This is a genomic window from Cupriavidus neocaledonicus (genome assembly GCF_000372525.1).
Taxonomy (GTDB): domain Bacteria; phylum Pseudomonadota; class Gammaproteobacteria; order Burkholderiales; family Burkholderiaceae; genus Cupriavidus; species Cupriavidus neocaledonicus.
This window is the reverse complement of sequence record NZ_AQUR01000105.1, coordinates 25,159-41,457: the sequence shown is the minus strand read 5'-3', so window position 1 is coordinate 41,457 and position 16,299 is coordinate 25,159. Positions and strand designations below refer to the sequence as shown.

Sequence of the window (16,299 nt, the reverse complement as noted above, 5' to 3'; positions counted from 1 at the left end):
TCACCATTGCCAGTCAGATTCCTGTAAGCTGCGGAAAAATTGTGCGCTGCGGCTTAACCCGATCCGGCGGCGCGCACGGGCCAGACGTCGGTCCGCCAACCAGACAAGACGCCAGCTAAAGGAGAAATTGACGATGTACATCGGCATCCCGCAGGAGACGCGGGCCGGCGAGACTCGCGTCGCCGCCACCCCGGAGACCGTCAAGAAATACGTCGCCCAGGGCCACAAGGTGGTGGTGCAGGCCGGTGCCGGCCTGAACGCCAGCCAGCCCGACAGCGCGTATGAGGCGGTCGGCGCCACCATCGGCAGCGCCGCCGACGCGCTCGGCGCGCAACTGGTGCTGAAGGTGCGCGCGCCCGATGCCGCCGAGCTGGCGCAGATGAAGCCCGGCGCGGTGCTGGTGGGCATGCTCAACCCCTTCGATGCCGAGAACAACGCGCGCATGTCGGCCGCCAACATCACCGCCTTCGCGCTCGAAGCCGCGCCGCGCACCACGCGCGCGCAGAGCATGGACGTGCTGTCGTCGCAGGCCAATATCGCCGGCTACAAGGCCGTGCTGGTGGCCGCGCACCACTACCAGCGCTTCATGCCGATGCTGATGACCGCCGCCGGCACCGTCAAGGCCGCGCGCGTGCTGATCCTGGGCGCCGGCGTGGCCGGCCTGCAGGCCATCGCCACCGCCAAGCGCCTGGGCGCGGTGATCGAAGCCTCGGACGTGCGCCCCGCGGTCAAGGAGCAGATCGAATCGCTCGGCGCCAAGTTCCTCGACGTGCCGTTCCTGACCGACGAAGAGCGCGAGATCGCGCAGGGCGTGGGCGGCTACGCGCGCCCGATGCCGCCGGACTGGATGAAGCGCCAGGCCGAGCTGGTGCACCAGCGCGCGCTCCAGGCCGACATCGTCATCACCACCGCGCTGATCCCCGGGCGCAAGGCACCGGTGCTGCTGCAGGAAGCCACCGTGGCGCAGATGAAGCCCGGCTCGGTGGTGGTCGACCTGGCCGCCGCGCAGGGCGGCAACTGCCCGCTGACGGTGGCCGACCAGGTGGTCAACCACAACGGCGTGATCCTGATCGGGCATACCAACCTCGCCAGCATGGTCGCGGCCGACGCCTCGGCGCTCTACGCCCGCAACGTGCTGGACTTCCTCAAGCTGGTCGTCGACAAGGACGGCCAGTTCACGCTCAACCTCGAAGACGACATCGTCGCCGCCTGTCTGATGTGCAGGGACGGCCAGGTCGTGCGCGAGGCGGCGTAACTCCAACGGGCGCAGCGCGCCCACTGCTTTCGCTTCAGATATAAGGACGTATCACCCATGCAACGCATCATGCTCCGCGCCAAGCTCCACCGCGTCACCGTGACGCAGGCGGACCTCAATTACGAGGGTTCGTGCGGCATCGACCAGGACCTGCTGGACGCTGCCGACATGAAGGAGTTCGAGAAGATCGAGCTGTACAACGTCAACAACGGCGAGCGCTTCTCCACCTACATCATCAAGGGCGAGCGCGGCAGCGGCGAGATCTCGCTGAACGGCGCCGCCGCGCGCCGCGCGCACCTGGGCGACCAGCTGATCATCTGCACCTACGCGCCGATGACGGACGAGGAGATCGCCACCTACAAGCCCAAGATCATCCTGGTGAACGAGAAGAACGCGATCAAGGAAATCAAGAAGGTCTGAATCTCAACCCCCGAGGGGTTGCTCGCCCTCTCCCGCAAGCGGGAGAGGGAGTACGCCACCGGCCACTCGAGAGCCAATGGCCACTGGCGTGCGCACCGTCATACTGCATAGAACAATCACAGCAACACGCAGCATCCCGGTTTCAAAAGCAACGGAGGAGAAGTCGATGGAGATGGTGAACCACACGGTGATCAACTTGATCATCTTCGTGCTGGCGATCTACGTGGGTTACCACGTGGTCTGGACGGTCACGCCGGCCCTGCATACGCCCCTGATGGCGGTAACCAACGCGATCTCGGCCATCATCATCGTCGGCGCCATGCTCGCCGCGGGCCTGACCGAAGGCGGNGTCGGGCGCGTGATGGGCACGCTGGCGGTGGCACTGGCCGCGGTCAANGTGTTCGGCGGCTTNCTGGTGACCCAGCGCATGCTGGAGATGTTCAAGAAGAANGAACCGAAGGCCAAGGCGCCCGAGGGCAAGCCGGCACTGGCCAAGGAGGGCGCGTGATGGCGGGCCTTGTCAGCATGAACCTCGTCACCCTGCTCTACCTGGTGGCCTCGGTCTGCTTNATCCAGGCGCTCAAGGGGCTGTCGCACCCGGCCTCGGCGCGCAAGGGCAATGCCTTCGGCATGATCGGCATGGCCATCGCGGTGGTCACCACGCTGGTGCTGATCATCAAGCTGAAGAATGAATTCCTCGCCGCGGGCACGGCCCAGTCGTCGGTGGGCACCGGCCTGGCGCTGATCTTCGCCGCGCTGGTGGTCGGCGGCGGCATCGGCGCCTACGTCGCGCGCAAGGTGCAGATGACCAAGATGCCGGAACTGGTCGCGGCGATGCACTCGCTGATCGGTCTGGCCGCGGTGTTCATCGCGGTGGCGGCGGTGGCCGAGCCGGCGGCGTTCGGCATCAGCCCGGCCGGCTCGCACCTGATCCCGCTGGGCAACCGCATCGAGCTCTTTATCGGCTGCTTTGTCGGCGCGATCACGTTCTCGGGCTCGGTGATCGCCTTCGGCAAGCTGGCCGGGCGCTACAAGTTCCGCCTGTTCCAGGGCGCGCCGGTGGTGTTCGCGGGCCAGCACATGCTGAACCTGGCGCTGGCGGTGGCCATGGTCGGCTTCGGCATCGCCTTCTTCATGACGCAGGAATGGCTGCCGTTCCTGGTGATGCTGGCGATCGCCTTCGTGCTGGGCGTGCTGATCATCATCCCGATCGGCGGCGCCGACATGCCGGTGGTGGTGTCGATGCTGAACTCGTACTCGGGCTGGGCNGCGGCCGGCATCGGCTTCTCGCTGAACAACCCGATGCTGATCATCGCGGGCTCGCTGGTTGGTTCCTGCGGTGCCATCCTCTCGTACATCATGTGCAAGGCGATGAACCGCTCGTTCTTCAACGTGATCCTGGGCGGCTTCGGCGGCGATGCCGGCGCCGGCGCGGCCGCCGGCGCGCAGGCGCAGCGCAACGTCAAGTCGGGNTCGGCNGANGACGCCGCNTTCCTGATGGGCAANGCNGANACNGTNATCATNGTGCCNGGCTACGGCCTGGCGGTNGCGCGCGCCCANCANGCGCTNAAGGAGCTGACCGANNNNCTNNCNGANAAGGGCGTNACCGTNAANTANGCGATCCACCCGGTGGCGGGCCGCATGCCNGGCCACATGAACGTGCTGCTGGCCGAGGCCGAGGTGCCGTACGACCAGGTCTTCGAGATGGAAGACATCAACAGCGAGTTCGGCCAGGCCGACGTGGTGCTGGTGCTGGGCGCCAACGACGTGGTCAACCCGGCGGCCAAGACCGATCCCAAGTCGCCGATCGCGGGCATGCCGATCCTGGAGGCGTACAAGGCCAAGACCATCATCGTCAACAAGCGCTCGATGGCCGCCGGCTACGCCGGCCTGGACAACGAATTGTTCTACATGGACAAGACCATGATGGTGTTCGGCGACGCCAAGAAGGTGGTAGAGGACATGCTCAAGGCCGCCTGAGCCGCGGCATTCGCAGCAATACAGAGAGGAGACAAGCAATGAACCAGCAAGGACGCGAGCTCGGCCTGTTTGCCGATCTGGACGGCAAGGTAGCGCTGGTAACCGGGGCCTTTGGCGGCCTGGGCCTGCACTTTGCGCAGACGCTGGCGCGCGCGGGCTGCAAGGTGGCACTGGCGGGCCGGCGCGTGGCCGAAGGCGAGGCCGTGCTGGCCGACCTGTGCAGGCAGGGCGGGCAAGGCTGCGTGGTGGCGCTCGACGTCAGGGATCCGGCATCAGTCGGTGCCGCGTTCGAGGCGGCGCACCAGCAGCTCGGACCGGTCCAGGTAGTCGTCAACAGCGCCGGCATCGCCACCACCGGGCCGGCCATGGAGGTAGAGGAGGGCGCCTGGCAAAGCGTGATCGACACCAACCTGAACGGCGCCTGGCGCGTGGCGCAGTGCGCGGCGCGGATGATGCGCGCAGCCGGCGGCGGCAGCATTGTCAATATCGCGTCGATCCTCGGCCTGCGCGTGGCGCAGCAGGTGCCCGCATACACCGCCGCGAAGGCAGGCCTGATCCACCTGACGCGCTCGCTGGCGCTGGAATGGGCGCGTCACGGCATCCGCGTCAACGCGCTGGCGCCGGGCTACTTCGAGACCGACATCAACCGCGGCTTCTTCGAGAGCGACAGCGGCCGGGCCATGATCGCGCGCATTCCGCAGCGCCGGCTCGGCCAGCCCGGCCAGCTCGATGGCGCGCTGCTGTTGCTGGCCTCGGATGCGTCCGAGTACATGACAGGTACGGTCCTGCCGGTTGACGGCGGCCACTCCATCAACTCGCTCTGAGACAAAGGCCCATGTTCACTCCCTGTCCCACCGAACGCAGCCGCGCCATCGCGGATCGCGTCGAGTCCTTTGTGCGCAAGATCGTCGCGCCCTACGAGCGCGACCCCCGTTACGGTGCGCATGGCCCGTCGGCGGACCTGGTCGACGAACTGCGCGCCAAGGCGCGCGAGGCGGGCGTCATGACGCCGCACATCCTCAATGACGGCAGCCACCTGACGCAGCTGGAGACCGCAGCCGTGCTCAAACGCTCCGGGCTGTCGCCGCTGGGTCCTGTGGCCGTCAATACCATGGCCCCCGACGAGGGCAATATGTTCCTGCTCGGCAAAGTCGCCACCCCGGAACAGAGGCGGCGCTTCCTCGACCAGCTTGTCAGTGGCGCAGCCCGCTCCGCCTTCTTCATGACCGAGCCTGCCGAAGATGGCGGCGCCGGCTCGGATCCGTCAATGCTGCAGACCACCGCGGTGAAGCGGGGCGACGAGTGGGTCATCAACGGGCGCAAGATGTTCATCACTGGCGCGGAAGGTGCTTCGGTCGGCATTGTGATGGCGCGCACAAGCGAGGACGGCAAGGTGCAATCCACCATGTTCCTGGTAGACCTGCCCGATCCCGCCATTCGGATCGAGCGTGTGCTGGACACCATCGACAACTCGATGCCCGGCGGGCACGCCCTGATCGTCATCGACAACCTGCGGGTGCCGGCCAGCCAGGTGCTTGGCGAGATCAACGAAGGCTTCCGCTATGCCCAGGTCAGGTTGTCTCCGGCCCGCCTTTCGCATTGTATGCGCTGGCACGGCTGCGCCACGCGTGCGCATGAGATCGCCGTGGCTTACGCGACCACGCGCAAGGCGTTTGGCAAGCTGCTGATCGACCATGAAGGCGTAGGATTCATGCTGGCCGAGAACCTGATCGACCTGCAGCAGGCGGCATTGATGATCGACTGGTGCGCCGGCGTGCTCGATGGCGGTGCACTGGGGACCAACGAGAGCTCGATGACCAAGGTGGCGGTGTCCGAGGCGGTGTTCCGCGTGGCCGACCGTTGCGTGCAGATCATGGGCGGCTCGGGGGTGTCGCGCGATTCCATCGTCGAGCAGGTGTTCCGTGAAGTCCGCGCCTTCCGCATCTACGACGGTCCCACCGAGGTACACAAATGGTCGCTGGCAAAGATGATCAAGCGCAAGACCCTGAGCGGGGAGGCGAGCCATGGCTAGCGCGCAAGAGTTCGCCGGCACAGGGCCGGTGCGCGACCAACATCGCTTCGACCAGGCTGCGCTGGAGCGCTGGATGGCGCGCAACGTGGCGGGATACGCCGGACCGCTGACGATCGACCAGTTCAAGGGCGGGCAGTCCAATCCTACCTATCGCCTGCGTACGCCCGGGCGCAGCTATGTGCTGCGACGCAAGCCACCCGGCGAGCTGATCAAAGGCGCCCACGCCGTGGAACGCGAGGCAAGGGTGATGGCAGCGCTGGGCCAGGCGGGCTTTCCGGTACCCCGGATCCACGGGCTCTGCACCGACGACGCGGTGATCGGCAGCTGGTTCTTCGTCATGGATCTCGTCGAGGGCCGGATCTTCTGGGATGCCGGTTTTTCCGATGTGGCGGCGGGCGAGCGCGCGGCCTACATGGACGCCATGAACGCCACGCTGGCCAGCCTCCACACCATCGATCCGGCGGCCATCGGCCTGGGCGACTACGGCAAGGCTGGCGGCTACGTCGCCCGTCAGGTCGCGCGCTGGTCGGACCAGTACCGCAGCGACGAGCTGGCCGGCCGGCATCCTGCGATGGACCAGCTGGTCGACTGGTTGCCCCGCCATCTGCCCGCCGCCGATGAGGTTGCCATCACCCACGGCGATTTCCGCGCCGACAACCTGATCTTCCACCTCACCGAGCCGCGGGTGTTGGCGGTGCTGGACTGGGAACTGTCGACACTGGGCGATCCGCTTGCCGACTTTGCCTATCACGCCATGATGTTCCGCATGCCGCCCGATATCCTGGGCGGCATCGCGGGGCGGGACCTGGCGGCGGCGGGATTGCCCGACGAGGCTGCCTATGTCGAAGCCTACTGCCGCCGTACCGGGCGCCCGGGCATTGGCAATCTGGATTTCTACATCGCTTTTAACATGTTCCGCTTTGCCGCGATTCTCCATGGCATCAAGGGCCGCGTTGCACGCGGTACGGCGTCCAGCGCCGACGCGCGTGCCATGGGCGAGCGATTCGCTCGGGTGGCTGATCTCGCCTGGACACAGGCGCAGCGCCTTATGGCTTGAGCAGGCGGCATGAGGGCAGATGGTGGCTGCCGAACGAATCGGCCTAACACAGGAGAAAATCAACTGTTCCCAGCGCCTGCTGGCAGCCACCTCCGAAATCCCTTTTATTTAACATAACACTTATTATGCGCAAATGCCGTGTAGCGGCTAAGTTGTAATGTCCGGTTCTGGCTAAGTTCAAATGTCCGAGTTTGGCTGGCGTAAGCTTGNCGGCTTCCAGCGCGCGGGAGCCCGTCATGCCAGCAGGAGCCATTACCATGACGATGCGGCAGATCGACCGGCTCAAGGTCGTTCAAGCGCTGGCAGACGGCCATCTCAAGACCGGGATTGCCGCATCCAGGCTGGGACTAACGCCCCGACAGACCCTGCGCCTGCTGCGGCGCTACCAGCAACACGGCGCCGCCGGCCTACTGAATCGCCGCCAGGGTCAGCCAGCCAACAACCGGACACCACCAGGCCTTGCAGCGCGGGTGCTCGGGCTGATCCGCGACAACTATGCCGACTTCGGCCCGACGCTGGCCGCCGAGAATCTGCGCGAGCGGCATGGCATCGATCTGGCCAAGGAGACGGTGCGCCGGCTCATGATCGACGCCGGCTTCTGGGTGCCGCGTAAGCAGCGTCCGCCCAAGGTGCACCAGCCGAGGAACCGCCGCGCCTGCCTGGGCGAGCTGGTGCAGATCGACGGCAGCGACCACGCCTGGCTCGAGGACCGAGCGCCGGCGTGCACGTTGCTGCTTTATGTCGATGACGCGACCGGGCGCCTGATGCAGCTGCTGTTCGTGCCAACCGAGTCGACGCCGGCGTATTTCACCGCCACGCGCGCCTATGTCGAGCGCCATGGCAAGCCGATGGCGTTCTACAGCGACAAGGCCGGCATCTTCCGCGTCAACGCCAGGGACAGCGCCGAAGGCCGCGGCTACACCCAGTTCGGGCGCGCGCTGTTCGAGCTCAATATCGACATCCTGTGCGCCAATTCGAGCCCGGCCAAGGGCCGCATCGAGCGGATGAACGGCACGTTGCAGGACCGGCTGGTCAAGGAGCTGCGGCTGCGCGGGATCAACAGCCTGGCCGCCGCCAACGCGTTTGCCCCGCATTTCATCGCCGACTACAACGCGCGCTTTGCCAAGGTGCCGCGCAACAACTACAACGCCCATCGGCCGCTGCGACCGGATGAGAACCTGGATCTGATCTTCGCGTGGCGTAAGCCACGCTGCGTGTCCAAGAGCCTGACGATCCAGTACGACAAGATGCTCTACCTGCTGGCGGACACGCCGGAGCACCGCAAGCTGGCCGGTCGCTACATCGATGTCTATCACTACCCGGATGGCAGGATCGAGCCGCGGGCGAATGGCGCCGCCCTGCCCTACACCACCTATGACCGGCTGTCGGAAGTGGACCAGGGCGCGATATCGTGGACAACAAGCGCCTGAGGCATGTGCTGCAGTTGGCGCAATACGTGCAGGAGAAGCGCGACAACACGCGTTCGCTCTCTGTGCCTGGCACGGAGCGAGCTCCGCGCAAGCGTGGACGGCCGCCCCGCAAGAAGTCGCAGCGGTCGCTGGGCCAGAACGATATGGGTTTCAGCGGCGCACCCATTGCGGCGGGTTTTGACTCGACAACGACCTTTTGGAAACTGCGCCGCCTTCGCCAGCTGATTCGCATGGGACACCATCTAACCCCTTCACGCAACGCTGCCCATCCCGTACGGGGCGTACACACCTTCAGGCCGCCTTCCGCCGCTTTGATTTGCCTCAAGTAGGGACGGAGGAGCTTTCGTAAGCTTGAATCGTTGTAACAGGAGGCCGGGATGACAATTGTCGTGCTACCGAGCGATGGCTCGTCATACAGTATTACCGCGGCCAGAAGACTGACCTCCCCCAGTCTCTTCGAGACCCCGCTGGAAGTTCACCTAGTGCACGTGTTTCCCGAAATTTGCGGCAGGCCCCAGGCATATTTTTCGAAGATTCAAATCGATCAGTGGGCAAACGAGGCAGCCGAAGACGCCTTTCACGCCATTCGCCCGCTGCTGAAGGCAGCACATTGTGCCGTGACAGAACACCCGTGCGTTGGTGAGCCGGCGCCTCAAATCATCGACGTGGTCGAAGCGTGCCGAGCCGATGTCATCGTCATGGGGACGCACGGACGGGGCGCTTTCCTGGCCGCGGTCCTTGGTTCGGTGGCAGCGCGCGTATTGGCCTCCTCCCCCGTTCCAGTCTTGCTGGTTACCAAACACCATGGCCATGACTGAAGTGCGGCCACTGTGTCATTTGCGCTATTTCTTCCGCTGACAGGGTTTCCCGAAGTCCCAATCCCTGCGTTGACAGCACGCGTGTCGGACCTGACCAGCACGCTGCAGATGGTATCCTGCGCTGACCGCTACCGTCCCCCGCGGGCCCCACGACAAGCCTGGAAAAGGCGCCGTGTCACAAGAAGTGGCTTCCAGCCGAAGTCCGCGATTCCCTAGAGCACGCTACCAGCCAATCCGGTACCGGTGCTCAACATTATGGACATGAGCCCGGATCCGGCTAGTTTCACGGCGCGCCAACGCCTTGGCCTTGCTTCTGACCTATATGCGCTCCCGCGACGGGCCTTGATGCGCATCAGCATTAACAACGGATATCGAAAGTCCAGGCTGACCCGGCTTTCTCGGCTCGGACGGCCCGACGCCGGGTGAACGGCCCTTGTCAGGTTCCGCTGACAATGCTGTGCGCACGACGGACAAGCGCCGTTGCGACGCGCGTACGAAGTGCATGGCTGCAAGCCGACACGTTTTTCGGAACCGGCTGATTTCGGCATCTCCGGCCGAAAACGATACTGCAGGCACAGACGGGCGCAACCAGGGCACAAGGGGAAAAGCGATGAGCGACGAACACCACATCGGACACGCACAGCGCCTTCCCGAAGCAGCTGCGGACATTCCTCTTGGCGCGCATCTGAAGACAGACCGCCTGGGTTATGTGCATCATGGCATCTATGTCGGCAACGGCGAGGTTGTGCACTATGTCGGGTTCAAAGGTTTCCTGCGCCGCGGCCCGGTCGAGACAATCACCCTCGCCGGTTTTGCCGGCGGGTTAGGCTTTCGCGTCGAGCCGGCCACACAAGCAAGGTATGTCGGCGCAGAGATCGTACGGCGCGCAACGGCGCGACTTGGAGAGGATGACTACCGGCTGCTCACCAACAACTGCGAGCACTTCTGCATCTGGTGTCTGTCTGGAGAGAGCCGCAGCGAACAAGTGGAGGCACTGCTGCACCACCCGTGGCGCGCACTGCTGGCGATCGTTGGTGTAATCTGTAGCGCGACGCGCATCGTGGGACAGGATCTCGCCGACGTGACGGCATAAATTGCCGCGGCGGGAATCGGGCTCCGGGACCATGTTTGCGGCGCCGCGCTTGCGGAACCAGCTCACGATAACGCAAGGGAACAGACGGCAAGGACATGAAACGTCTATGGGGTGACGCGGACTTGATGGCCGCCTTGCAGCAACCCGACGCCTATCCTCACCCCGCGCCGGCCGTGCAGGTCGTGGAGACGCATATCTCCCGTGTCTTCCTTGCCGGGGATTTTGCGTACAAGGTGCGCAAGGCGGTGCGTTTCGACTTTGTCGACTTCTCCACCGCGCGGGCACGCCATGACGACTGTACGACTGAACTTCGCCTGAACCGCCGGTTCGCACCGGCCCTGTATCTCGATGTGGTACCGATTGTGCCAGGCCCTACGCCCGGCTCGGTCCGCATTGGCGGCAGCGGCATACCGATAGAGCATGCGGTTCGTATGCGGCGCTTTGATCAGGATGACCTGCTCAGCGCAAGAGTCGCCGCGAACCGACTGGAGGCGTGCCACATCGATGGGCTGGCACGCAGCATGGCTGCCTTTCACCAGGCGCAGCCCCCTGCCGCCCCGTCCGGTAACCTTGGTACGCCAGCACGCATCGTCGCGACGCTTGCAGAGTGCCTACGCGCCATCGAGCGGCTGGAACCCGCCAGCCATTTGGCCAGCCGCGTGGCCCGGCGCGCGCTCAGCGAGGCTACCCGGCTGACGAGTGCATTCCGGGCACGGTTGCGCAACGGCCATGTGCGGGAGTGCCATGGGGACCTGCACCTGGGCAATATCGTGCTGCTGAACGGCGTGCCGACGCCATTCGACTGCCTGGAGTTCGACGCCGCCTTGCGCTGGACCGACACCATCAGCGACCTGGCCTTCCCCGTCATGGACCTGCTGCATCATGGACAGGCAGCGCTGGCATACAGGCTGCTTAACGGCTACCTGGAGCAATCCGGGGACTACGGCGCGCTGACCGTTTTACCGTTTTATCTCGCCATGCGGTCCCTGGTGCGCGCGCGCGTGCTGCTGGAGCGTGCCAGCCAGAAGCACGCCGAGGGCTTATATGTTTCGTCGGATCAGGCCGAGGCGCGCCGGCTGCTGGCGTTGGCATGGGCGTGCCTGAGACACCGTTGCGGGCCGATGGTGCTGATGTATGGCCTGTCCGGCAGCGGGAAATCTACGATTGCCGCACAGTTGAGCGAGGCCGGATCGATGATCCGTGTGCGCTCCGATGCGCTGCGCAAGCGTCTGCACCGCGGCGTGATGCCCTGTGGTGGCTGGTATACCGTTGACGAAACGGCGCGGGCCTACCGACGCCTGCTCGCCGTGTGCCGGCTCGGATGCCGCGCCGGGTTCCCTATGATTGCCGACGCGACTTTCCTGGTCCGCGCCGTGCGTGAACGCTTCGCTGTCCTGGCGCGCCGCCTTTGCGTGCCGTTCGCCATCGTCGAGTGCGAAGCGAGTCCAGAGACATTGCGCGCCCGCATCGCTGCTCGCGTCAGTGCTGGCGGAGACCTCTCGGATGCCGACGAGAAAGTGCTGGCGTGGCAAATGCTTGTCCAGGAGCGGCTGACTGAGGCTGAGCGCGCCTTTGTTGCTTCGCCGGACAGCTTTATCAAGCCCGCACGCGGCAACGTCGGGCGCCCCAGATCGCCGAGGACACCAAGCCACGCTCCATGGAATCTGTTTGACGGAGCGCAACCATGACCGGCTACCAGGACTTCGTGGGCATAGCGCCCGTGGACCTGGTCTACGTCGCCAACCATGGCCGGATGCAAGACGTTCCGCCAGGCTTGCGTGAGACCTTTGCTGCCGCCGCCGGTGCCATGGTCCAGAACGCCTATCTTTACTGCGCCTCGGCCGGGTTGGGCGCGGTGGTGCGCGGCTGGCTTAACCGACGCCAGCTGGCCGAGCATATGTCGCTGAACGAAGACGAGGTGCCAATCCTGTGTCAGACCATCGGGAAGCCGGCTTGTGGTGGCAGCGCGCCGGTCTAGGCATCTTGGCCGGGCCGTCTGCCAGAGACGTCGCCTTCATCATGAACCACGGCAGTCGGTCTCAACAATCCAAGCATGATGCTGCTCATGCCTGCGCCGGCAGGCGGTACAGCGCTTCGCGATCGGATATCCCGGCGACGTATGGCCAGCGGATGCGTTCATTTCCACCCAGCGCCGGATATCACCTCGAGGCGCTTCTCGCGCTCTCGGCCCAAGCGGAGATCCCCAGACTTACGGGCAGGACTCCAGCGCCGGCACTCGTGTTGCTGGAACGTGAGGTCCTGAGCGGCGGGGTCGCGGTGGAAATCAAGGACTTAGTTCAGTGCCTCCGTTTCGCGGATGCCAGGCCTGGTCAGCCGTGCCGGCGCGCCTGGTTGTCCCCAATGAAGCCTGATCGCACCCCTGCGCGCTTCCTATTGCTCCTCCGGCTCCGATGTTTTGGAACAGCCGCGAATCTTTTTGCGGTGCGCGCCAACACGCCCACGGCGGCCGGATTATCTGCGCGGACATGGCGTGGCGCAGAGCAGCCAGTCGTCCTCTAGCGTGTTGACCGGCAGCCGGAAGGTCAACTCGAGCGGCTCGCGCGCGACGACGACGTCGCGCATCTGGTCGCGCCCCTGGTAACCGACCGCGAGCCGATAGGTGCCCGGTTTGAGCCGCATGTAGAAGAGCGGGCCGCTGGCCGTCATATGGAGCATGGGGCGGCCTTCCTGACTGGCCACGACCACCGTGGCGCCGCCCAGCGGCTTGCCGCGCCTGGCATCCACCATCGTGAGCCGTACATTGAAACGCGCAGCGATGGCAAGCATGCTTTGCATGTCCGCCTCGTCACCCCCACCCGACACGTATGCTACGCCATGCTGCTCCATGACCTGCACGCCAGCGTCAGTGGGCGTGGTACGCGTAGCGCAACCGGCCATCGCAATCGCCATCGCCATCGCTAGCGATGACAGCCCAAGTCCAAGGTTTCCTGAGACCTGCATTTTTGTCACCCCCCAAGGACTATTGCGATATCCAAGCGCTGGAAAGACAAGCGGTCACCGCGGATCGCCACCCTCCCGCCGCCGAACGAGCAGCACGGGGCGCACGGTCTTGCTGGCCACGTGCTCCGAGACGGACACCAGCACCATGCGTTGCACGCCGCGACGGCCGTGTGCGCCCATGACGATCAGGTCCGCGCTCCAATGGTCCGCTTCCGCGATGATGGCCTCGCTTATCTTCGCGGGGCTACCGGCCGTCTCAACCAACCTGCTGCTCCAGCGCACGCCGGCGGCACTCAGGCGCCCGCCGGCATGAGCCAGCACCTGTTTGCCATAAGCAATCATGTCGGCCAGCTGCCAGGGCCGGTCAGCCATACTGACCTCGAATAACAGGTCACTGTCATCAACGATGAACATGGCGCAGACTTCGGCGTGGGTCGCCCGCGCCATGGACACCACATGCTCCAAGGCCTTCAATGGGACATCTCCGGGACGACAGGACTCTCGATTCCCCTAGCAGGTGACAAGATCCGTATGTCCGAAGCCCTTGGAGTAGTCGAGCACGGAAATGACCATCGGGGTCACCCTGAATATTCGGACGTCCTCCACGGTTGGCATCGGCACCGGCAAGGCAATCTGCTCGGGATACTTCAATGGGAACATCCGGAGGATTCTCTCTGCTACCGCCGCATCGACCACCCGTTGCGCGTGCGCCGCCATGGAGAGGCCGGTAATCGCCATGAGATCTGGCGTATCGTGATCAATTGTCAGCGAGACACGGTCATCCAAGGCCAGATTGGCCGCCTTCTGGCTGCTTGGACCACAGAGAAAGTAGAGCGTGAGACCCTCATTCACATAGCCCACAGTGGTTGCCTGAGGCCAGCCATCCGGCCTCAGGGTGGCAATCGTCATGATCCTGTGCTGGTTCAACAAGGTCAGGATCTTCTGTCTGATCTCTTCGCCCATATTTGGTCACCATGGTTTCACTAGTACAAGTGGTCCTAACGGGTCGGCATGGCTGCCGATCGTGGCTTATGTTCCTTTCCAAGGTAAGGCTTGACAGGGCAGGCAGGTTGATGCGCGTCAACGAAGACCTAAGTGACCAAGGGCGGCCGCTTGCCCTTCCCCCTGATGTGTATCAACCGGTCTACCCTCCGCATGCCTAAGCGGGAAGCAATGTCTTTGCTCCACATATGGGCTCACTTCATCGCGGCCCGCTAGCGCTGAAAAAAGAGGCATTGCCATGTATCAGATCATCCTCGTTGCCATCGATGGCAGCGACTGCGCGGATCGCGCACTTGGCGAGGCCATCTCCTGAGAATCGGTCAGCCGGCCGCTCGGCCCGTCTACTTGCGACCCGTATATGGAAGACGCCAGTCAAGGTAGCCGGGACACGTTTACCGATGGAGCCCGCGCCGGCACCCGCGATACTTATACCGACGCGGCGCGGTCGAAGTCACGTGATTGGCCTCCGCTCCCGACGGCACAGACGGGGGAGCGGAGCCCAAGCCGGGGCTCGCCCAACGCCCCCTGACCTAGAAGACGCTAAAGTGCCCCATGGCAAGGTCCATAAGCATGGTGGGCAGGCTTGCCAATTGCTGGCTAACGAGCTCGTGTATTGCTCGCTCCTGGCTCGGCGAAAGTCCACCCTCGGCTACCACGCTGATGGCTACCAACTGGGGCTGGTCAATTGGACGGCCGATCCCGGAAAGCAGGCGCACGACGGCTTCGTCGACCCCTGCCACGTCTGCAACGATACGGCGCGCCAGCTGGCTAGCGAGCACGTTATAGACCTTGCCGACATGCGCTGCGGGATTTTTGCCAGCGGCAGCCTCTAGTGACATCGGCCGGTATGGTGTTATCAACCCGTTGACGCGATTGCCGCGTCCCACCTCCCCGTCATCGCCATGTTCGGCGCTCAGTCCGGTGACGGTCAGGTGGATCTGGCTTTCCTCGCTGGCCTCAGGATCGTCCAAAGTATTGATGTCAACCTCGCATTCCGGCGTGATACGTTCGGCGAGGTAGTTGGCAACCTGCCGCTTTAATGAGAAGTACTCATCTACGCCCACCACATGACGGTCGATAAACGCCAGTGCGATCGTCATGCGACGGTGCGCCTCAAGCCTGCTGCCCATGACCTTGAAATCAAATCCTGCCGACGGGAATGCGTCATGAAATTGGCTTCCCCGTAGTAGGGAGGAAGCAGAAAGGACCACTGACTCCAATTCCGAGAACGGCGCATAGCCGACGCCGAAAGACGTGTCGTTCGATAACGGCAAGCGCTGCTTGCCTATGACACGGCGTAGGGCAGGCGCCGATGGACGGAGTATCGGCTCTACATGGATTAGCCCGGCGTCTGCGCCGATGCATGTATTCAGATATTGGTGAATCGCCTCTGCGACGATAGGCTCAGTCTTGGCTGACGGAAGTTCAGTAACCGGGCCCGAGACAATGAGACGTACCGGTTGCAAGCATCTGCCGCCGCCAAATCGTGGCGCGCTGATGCCGCCGACGAGCAATGCCTTGTCAAGATTGAAATGCTGAACGACACCGTAGGCTTCGAGGTATGCACGGCAGAGCGCCAGGGCAGCGGCTTCCACGGCACCGTCACAAATGCTGTCCGGGTGCCCGATGCCCTTGTGTTCACACATCTCGGTCGGCTCGGCCAAGAAGGAAGGCATGGCCCTGATGGACAGCGCAACCTCTTCCTTGCACAGCATCGTTCACCCCTCCTGGCTCCGCCTGGAAAGAATTGTAGGACGCAGTTCGTTCCGAGAACTTGGGGTAGCCGTCAAGACTGTCAGGCATGACACATGCGGAGCCACCCGGATCGTCGGGGAATTCGCATCGTGAGGCTGCCCTGACAAGCCTGCCATGGCTACCTACGCAAGCCATGGGCAACGCCTACAAAGCGCGCGTCGCAGCGCTGACATGACAATCAGCGTGTCCTGACGGCGGTACCCGCCCTCCCCTTCGATACTAGATCCTTGCACAACTGCCGGAAACGGCAGGAAGTCGAGCAGCCACTCGGCATGGCATTCTCGTATGTTCCGCATGACCGGACACACGCGTTTGCGCTGTCTCATTCCGCTGCCATCCCGCCCATAAAGGCTTGATGGAAATCAAGGAGCAGATCGGCTGATCGCCAAGAATGAAAATGCAGTGCTTCGCTGCAGATCCTCCTGATCGCCCCAAGGAGCGGATGGCATGCCGACCAGTCCCACCGTCGTTACCAACCCGCCGGCAGTTCCAACGG

14 protein-coding genes and 2 pseudogenes are annotated in these 16,299 nt (G+C 64.1%); 12 read left to right on the top strand and 4 right to left on the bottom strand.

Annotated elements, in window-relative coordinates; genetic code table 11:
- Positions 1-133: 133 nt before the first annotated feature.
- From A3AG_RS0124320 to A3AG_RS31965, 12 genes and pseudogenes are all read left to right on the top strand, one after another.
- Positions 134-1,255, top strand: a complete 1,122-nt coding sequence (locus tag A3AG_RS0124320) for a Re/Si-specific NAD(P)(+) transhydrogenase subunit alpha (protein ID WP_018007909.1) — start codon at positions 134-136, stop codon at positions 1,253-1,255.
- 57 nt (positions 1,256-1,312) lie between these two features.
- Entirely contained in the window at positions 1,313-1,675 is a 363-nt protein-coding gene (gene panD / locus A3AG_RS0124315) for an aspartate 1-decarboxylase (RefSeq protein WP_018007908.1), read from the top strand.
- 166 nt (positions 1,676-1,841) lie between these two features.
- Positions 1,842-2,183: an NAD(P) transhydrogenase subunit alpha part 2 gene (locus tag A3AG_RS0124310; RefSeq protein ID WP_018003925.1), complete on the top strand. Its 342-nt coding sequence runs from the start codon at positions 1,842-1,844 to the stop codon at positions 2,181-2,183.
- Entirely contained in the window at positions 2,183-3,655 is a 1,473-nt protein-coding gene (locus A3AG_RS0124305) for an NAD(P)(+) transhydrogenase (Re/Si-specific) subunit beta (protein WP_018007907.1), read from the top strand. Before A3AG_RS0124310 ends, A3AG_RS0124305 begins: the two co-directional genes overlap by 1 nt.
- A gap of 38 nt (positions 3,656-3,693) precedes the next feature.
- Positions 3,694-4,479, top strand: a complete 786-nt coding sequence (locus A3AG_RS0124300) for an SDR family NAD(P)-dependent oxidoreductase (RefSeq protein WP_018007379.1) — start codon at positions 3,694-3,696, stop codon at positions 4,477-4,479.
- A gap of 11 nt (positions 4,480-4,490) precedes the next feature.
- A complete protein-coding gene (locus A3AG_RS0124295; protein ID WP_018007380.1) occupies positions 4,491-5,687 on the top strand; it encodes an acyl-CoA dehydrogenase family protein in 1,197 nt (398 codons plus the stop codon).
- A complete protein-coding gene (locus A3AG_RS0124290) occupies positions 5,680-6,744 on the top strand; it encodes a phosphotransferase (protein WP_018007381.1) in 1,065 nt (354 codons plus the stop codon). The genes A3AG_RS0124295 and A3AG_RS0124290 overlap by 8 nt, the downstream gene beginning before the upstream one ends.
- Before the next feature lie 257 nt (positions 6,745-7,001).
- Positions 7,002-8,503 (top strand): annotated as a pseudogene (locus tag A3AG_RS31975) (ISNCY family transposase).
- Between the two features lie 48 nt (positions 8,504-8,551).
- The gene (locus A3AG_RS0124280; protein WP_018007906.1) at positions 8,552-8,992 is read left to right on the top strand and encodes a universal stress protein; all 441 of its coding nucleotides are present in this window, start codon (positions 8,552-8,554) and stop codon (positions 8,990-8,992) included.
- Positions 8,993-9,602: 610 nt separating this feature from the next.
- Positions 9,603-10,085 carry a lecithin retinol acyltransferase family protein gene (locus A3AG_RS0124275; protein WP_018007905.1) on the top strand — a complete coding sequence of 161 codons (483 nt, stop codon included), beginning with the start codon at positions 9,603-9,605 and terminating at the stop codon, positions 10,083-10,085.
- Between the two features lie 95 nt (positions 10,086-10,180).
- Complete coding sequence (locus A3AG_RS31970; RefSeq protein WP_018007904.1) at positions 10,181-11,773, top strand: bifunctional aminoglycoside phosphotransferase/ATP-binding protein; 1,593 nt, start codon at positions 10,181-10,183, stop codon at positions 11,771-11,773.
- A pseudogene (locus A3AG_RS31965) lies at positions 11,770-12,063 on the top strand (nitroreductase family protein); the annotation flags it as partial. The gene A3AG_RS31970 and the pseudogene A3AG_RS31965, both read left to right, overlap by 4 nt.
- 494 nt (positions 12,064-12,557) lie before the next feature.
- Here the strand turns inward: A3AG_RS31965 and A3AG_RS0124260 are convergent.
- The 4 genes from A3AG_RS0124260 to A3AG_RS0124245 form a co-directional block, all read right to left on the bottom strand.
- Entirely contained in the window at positions 12,558-12,881 is a 324-nt protein-coding gene (locus tag A3AG_RS0124260) for a carboxypeptidase-like regulatory domain-containing protein (protein WP_240619958.1), read from the bottom strand.
- A 219-nt stretch (positions 12,882-13,100) separates the two neighbouring features.
- Complete coding sequence (locus A3AG_RS31960; RefSeq protein WP_018007901.1) at positions 13,101-13,520, bottom strand: universal stress protein; 420 nt, start codon at positions 13,518-13,520, stop codon at positions 13,101-13,103.
- A gap of 36 nt (positions 13,521-13,556) precedes the next feature.
- Positions 13,557-14,009 carry a pyridoxamine 5'-phosphate oxidase family protein gene (locus A3AG_RS0124250; protein ID WP_018007900.1) on the bottom strand — a complete coding sequence of 151 codons (453 nt, stop codon included), beginning with the start codon at positions 14,007-14,009 and terminating at the stop codon, positions 13,557-13,559.
- 569 nt (positions 14,010-14,578) lie between these two features.
- The gene (locus A3AG_RS0124245) at positions 14,579-15,763 is read right to left on the bottom strand and encodes a methionine adenosyltransferase (RefSeq protein WP_018007899.1); all 1,185 of its coding nucleotides are present in this window, start codon (positions 15,761-15,763) and stop codon (positions 14,579-14,581) included.
- Positions 15,764-16,299 lie beyond the last annotated feature (536 nt).

Excerpts from the sequence above, each read along its gene's own strand:
- A3AG_RS0124320 (WP_018007909.1), top strand. The coding sequence starts at position 134 with ATGTACATCGGCATCCCGCAGGAGACGCGGGCCGGCGAGACTCGCGTC.
- panD (WP_018007908.1), top strand. The coding sequence starts at position 1,313 with ATGCAACGCATCATGCTCCGCGCCAAGCTCCACCGCGTCACCGTGACG.
- A3AG_RS0124300 (WP_018007379.1), top strand. The coding sequence starts at position 3,694 with ATGAACCAGCAAGGACGCGAGCTCGGCCTGTTTGCCGATCTGGACGGC.
- A3AG_RS0124295 (WP_018007380.1), top strand. The coding sequence starts at position 4,491 with ATGTTCACTCCCTGTCCCACCGAACGCAGCCGCGCCATCGCGGATCGC.
- A3AG_RS0124290 (WP_018007381.1), top strand. The coding sequence starts at position 5,680 with ATGGCTAGCGCGCAAGAGTTCGCCGGCACAGGGCCGGTGCGCGACCAA.
- A3AG_RS0124280 (WP_018007906.1), top strand. The coding sequence starts at position 8,552 with ATGACAATTGTCGTGCTACCGAGCGATGGCTCGTCATACAGTATTACC.
- A3AG_RS0124275 (WP_018007905.1), top strand. The coding sequence starts at position 9,603 with ATGAGCGACGAACACCACATCGGACACGCACAGCGCCTTCCCGAAGCA.
- A3AG_RS31970 (WP_018007904.1), top strand. The coding sequence starts at position 10,181 with ATGAAACGTCTATGGGGTGACGCGGACTTGATGGCCGCCTTGCAGCAA.
- A3AG_RS0124260 (WP_240619958.1), bottom strand. The coding sequence starts at position 12,881 with ATGCAAAGCATGCTTGCCATCGCTGCGCGTTTCAATGTACGGCTCACG.
- A3AG_RS0124250 (WP_018007900.1), bottom strand. The coding sequence starts at position 14,009 with ATGGGCGAAGAGATCAGACAGAAGATCCTGACCTTGTTGAACCAGCAC.
- A3AG_RS0124245 (WP_018007899.1), bottom strand. The coding sequence starts at position 15,763 with ATGCTGTGCAAGGAAGAGGTTGCGCTGTCCATCAGGGCCATGCCTTCC.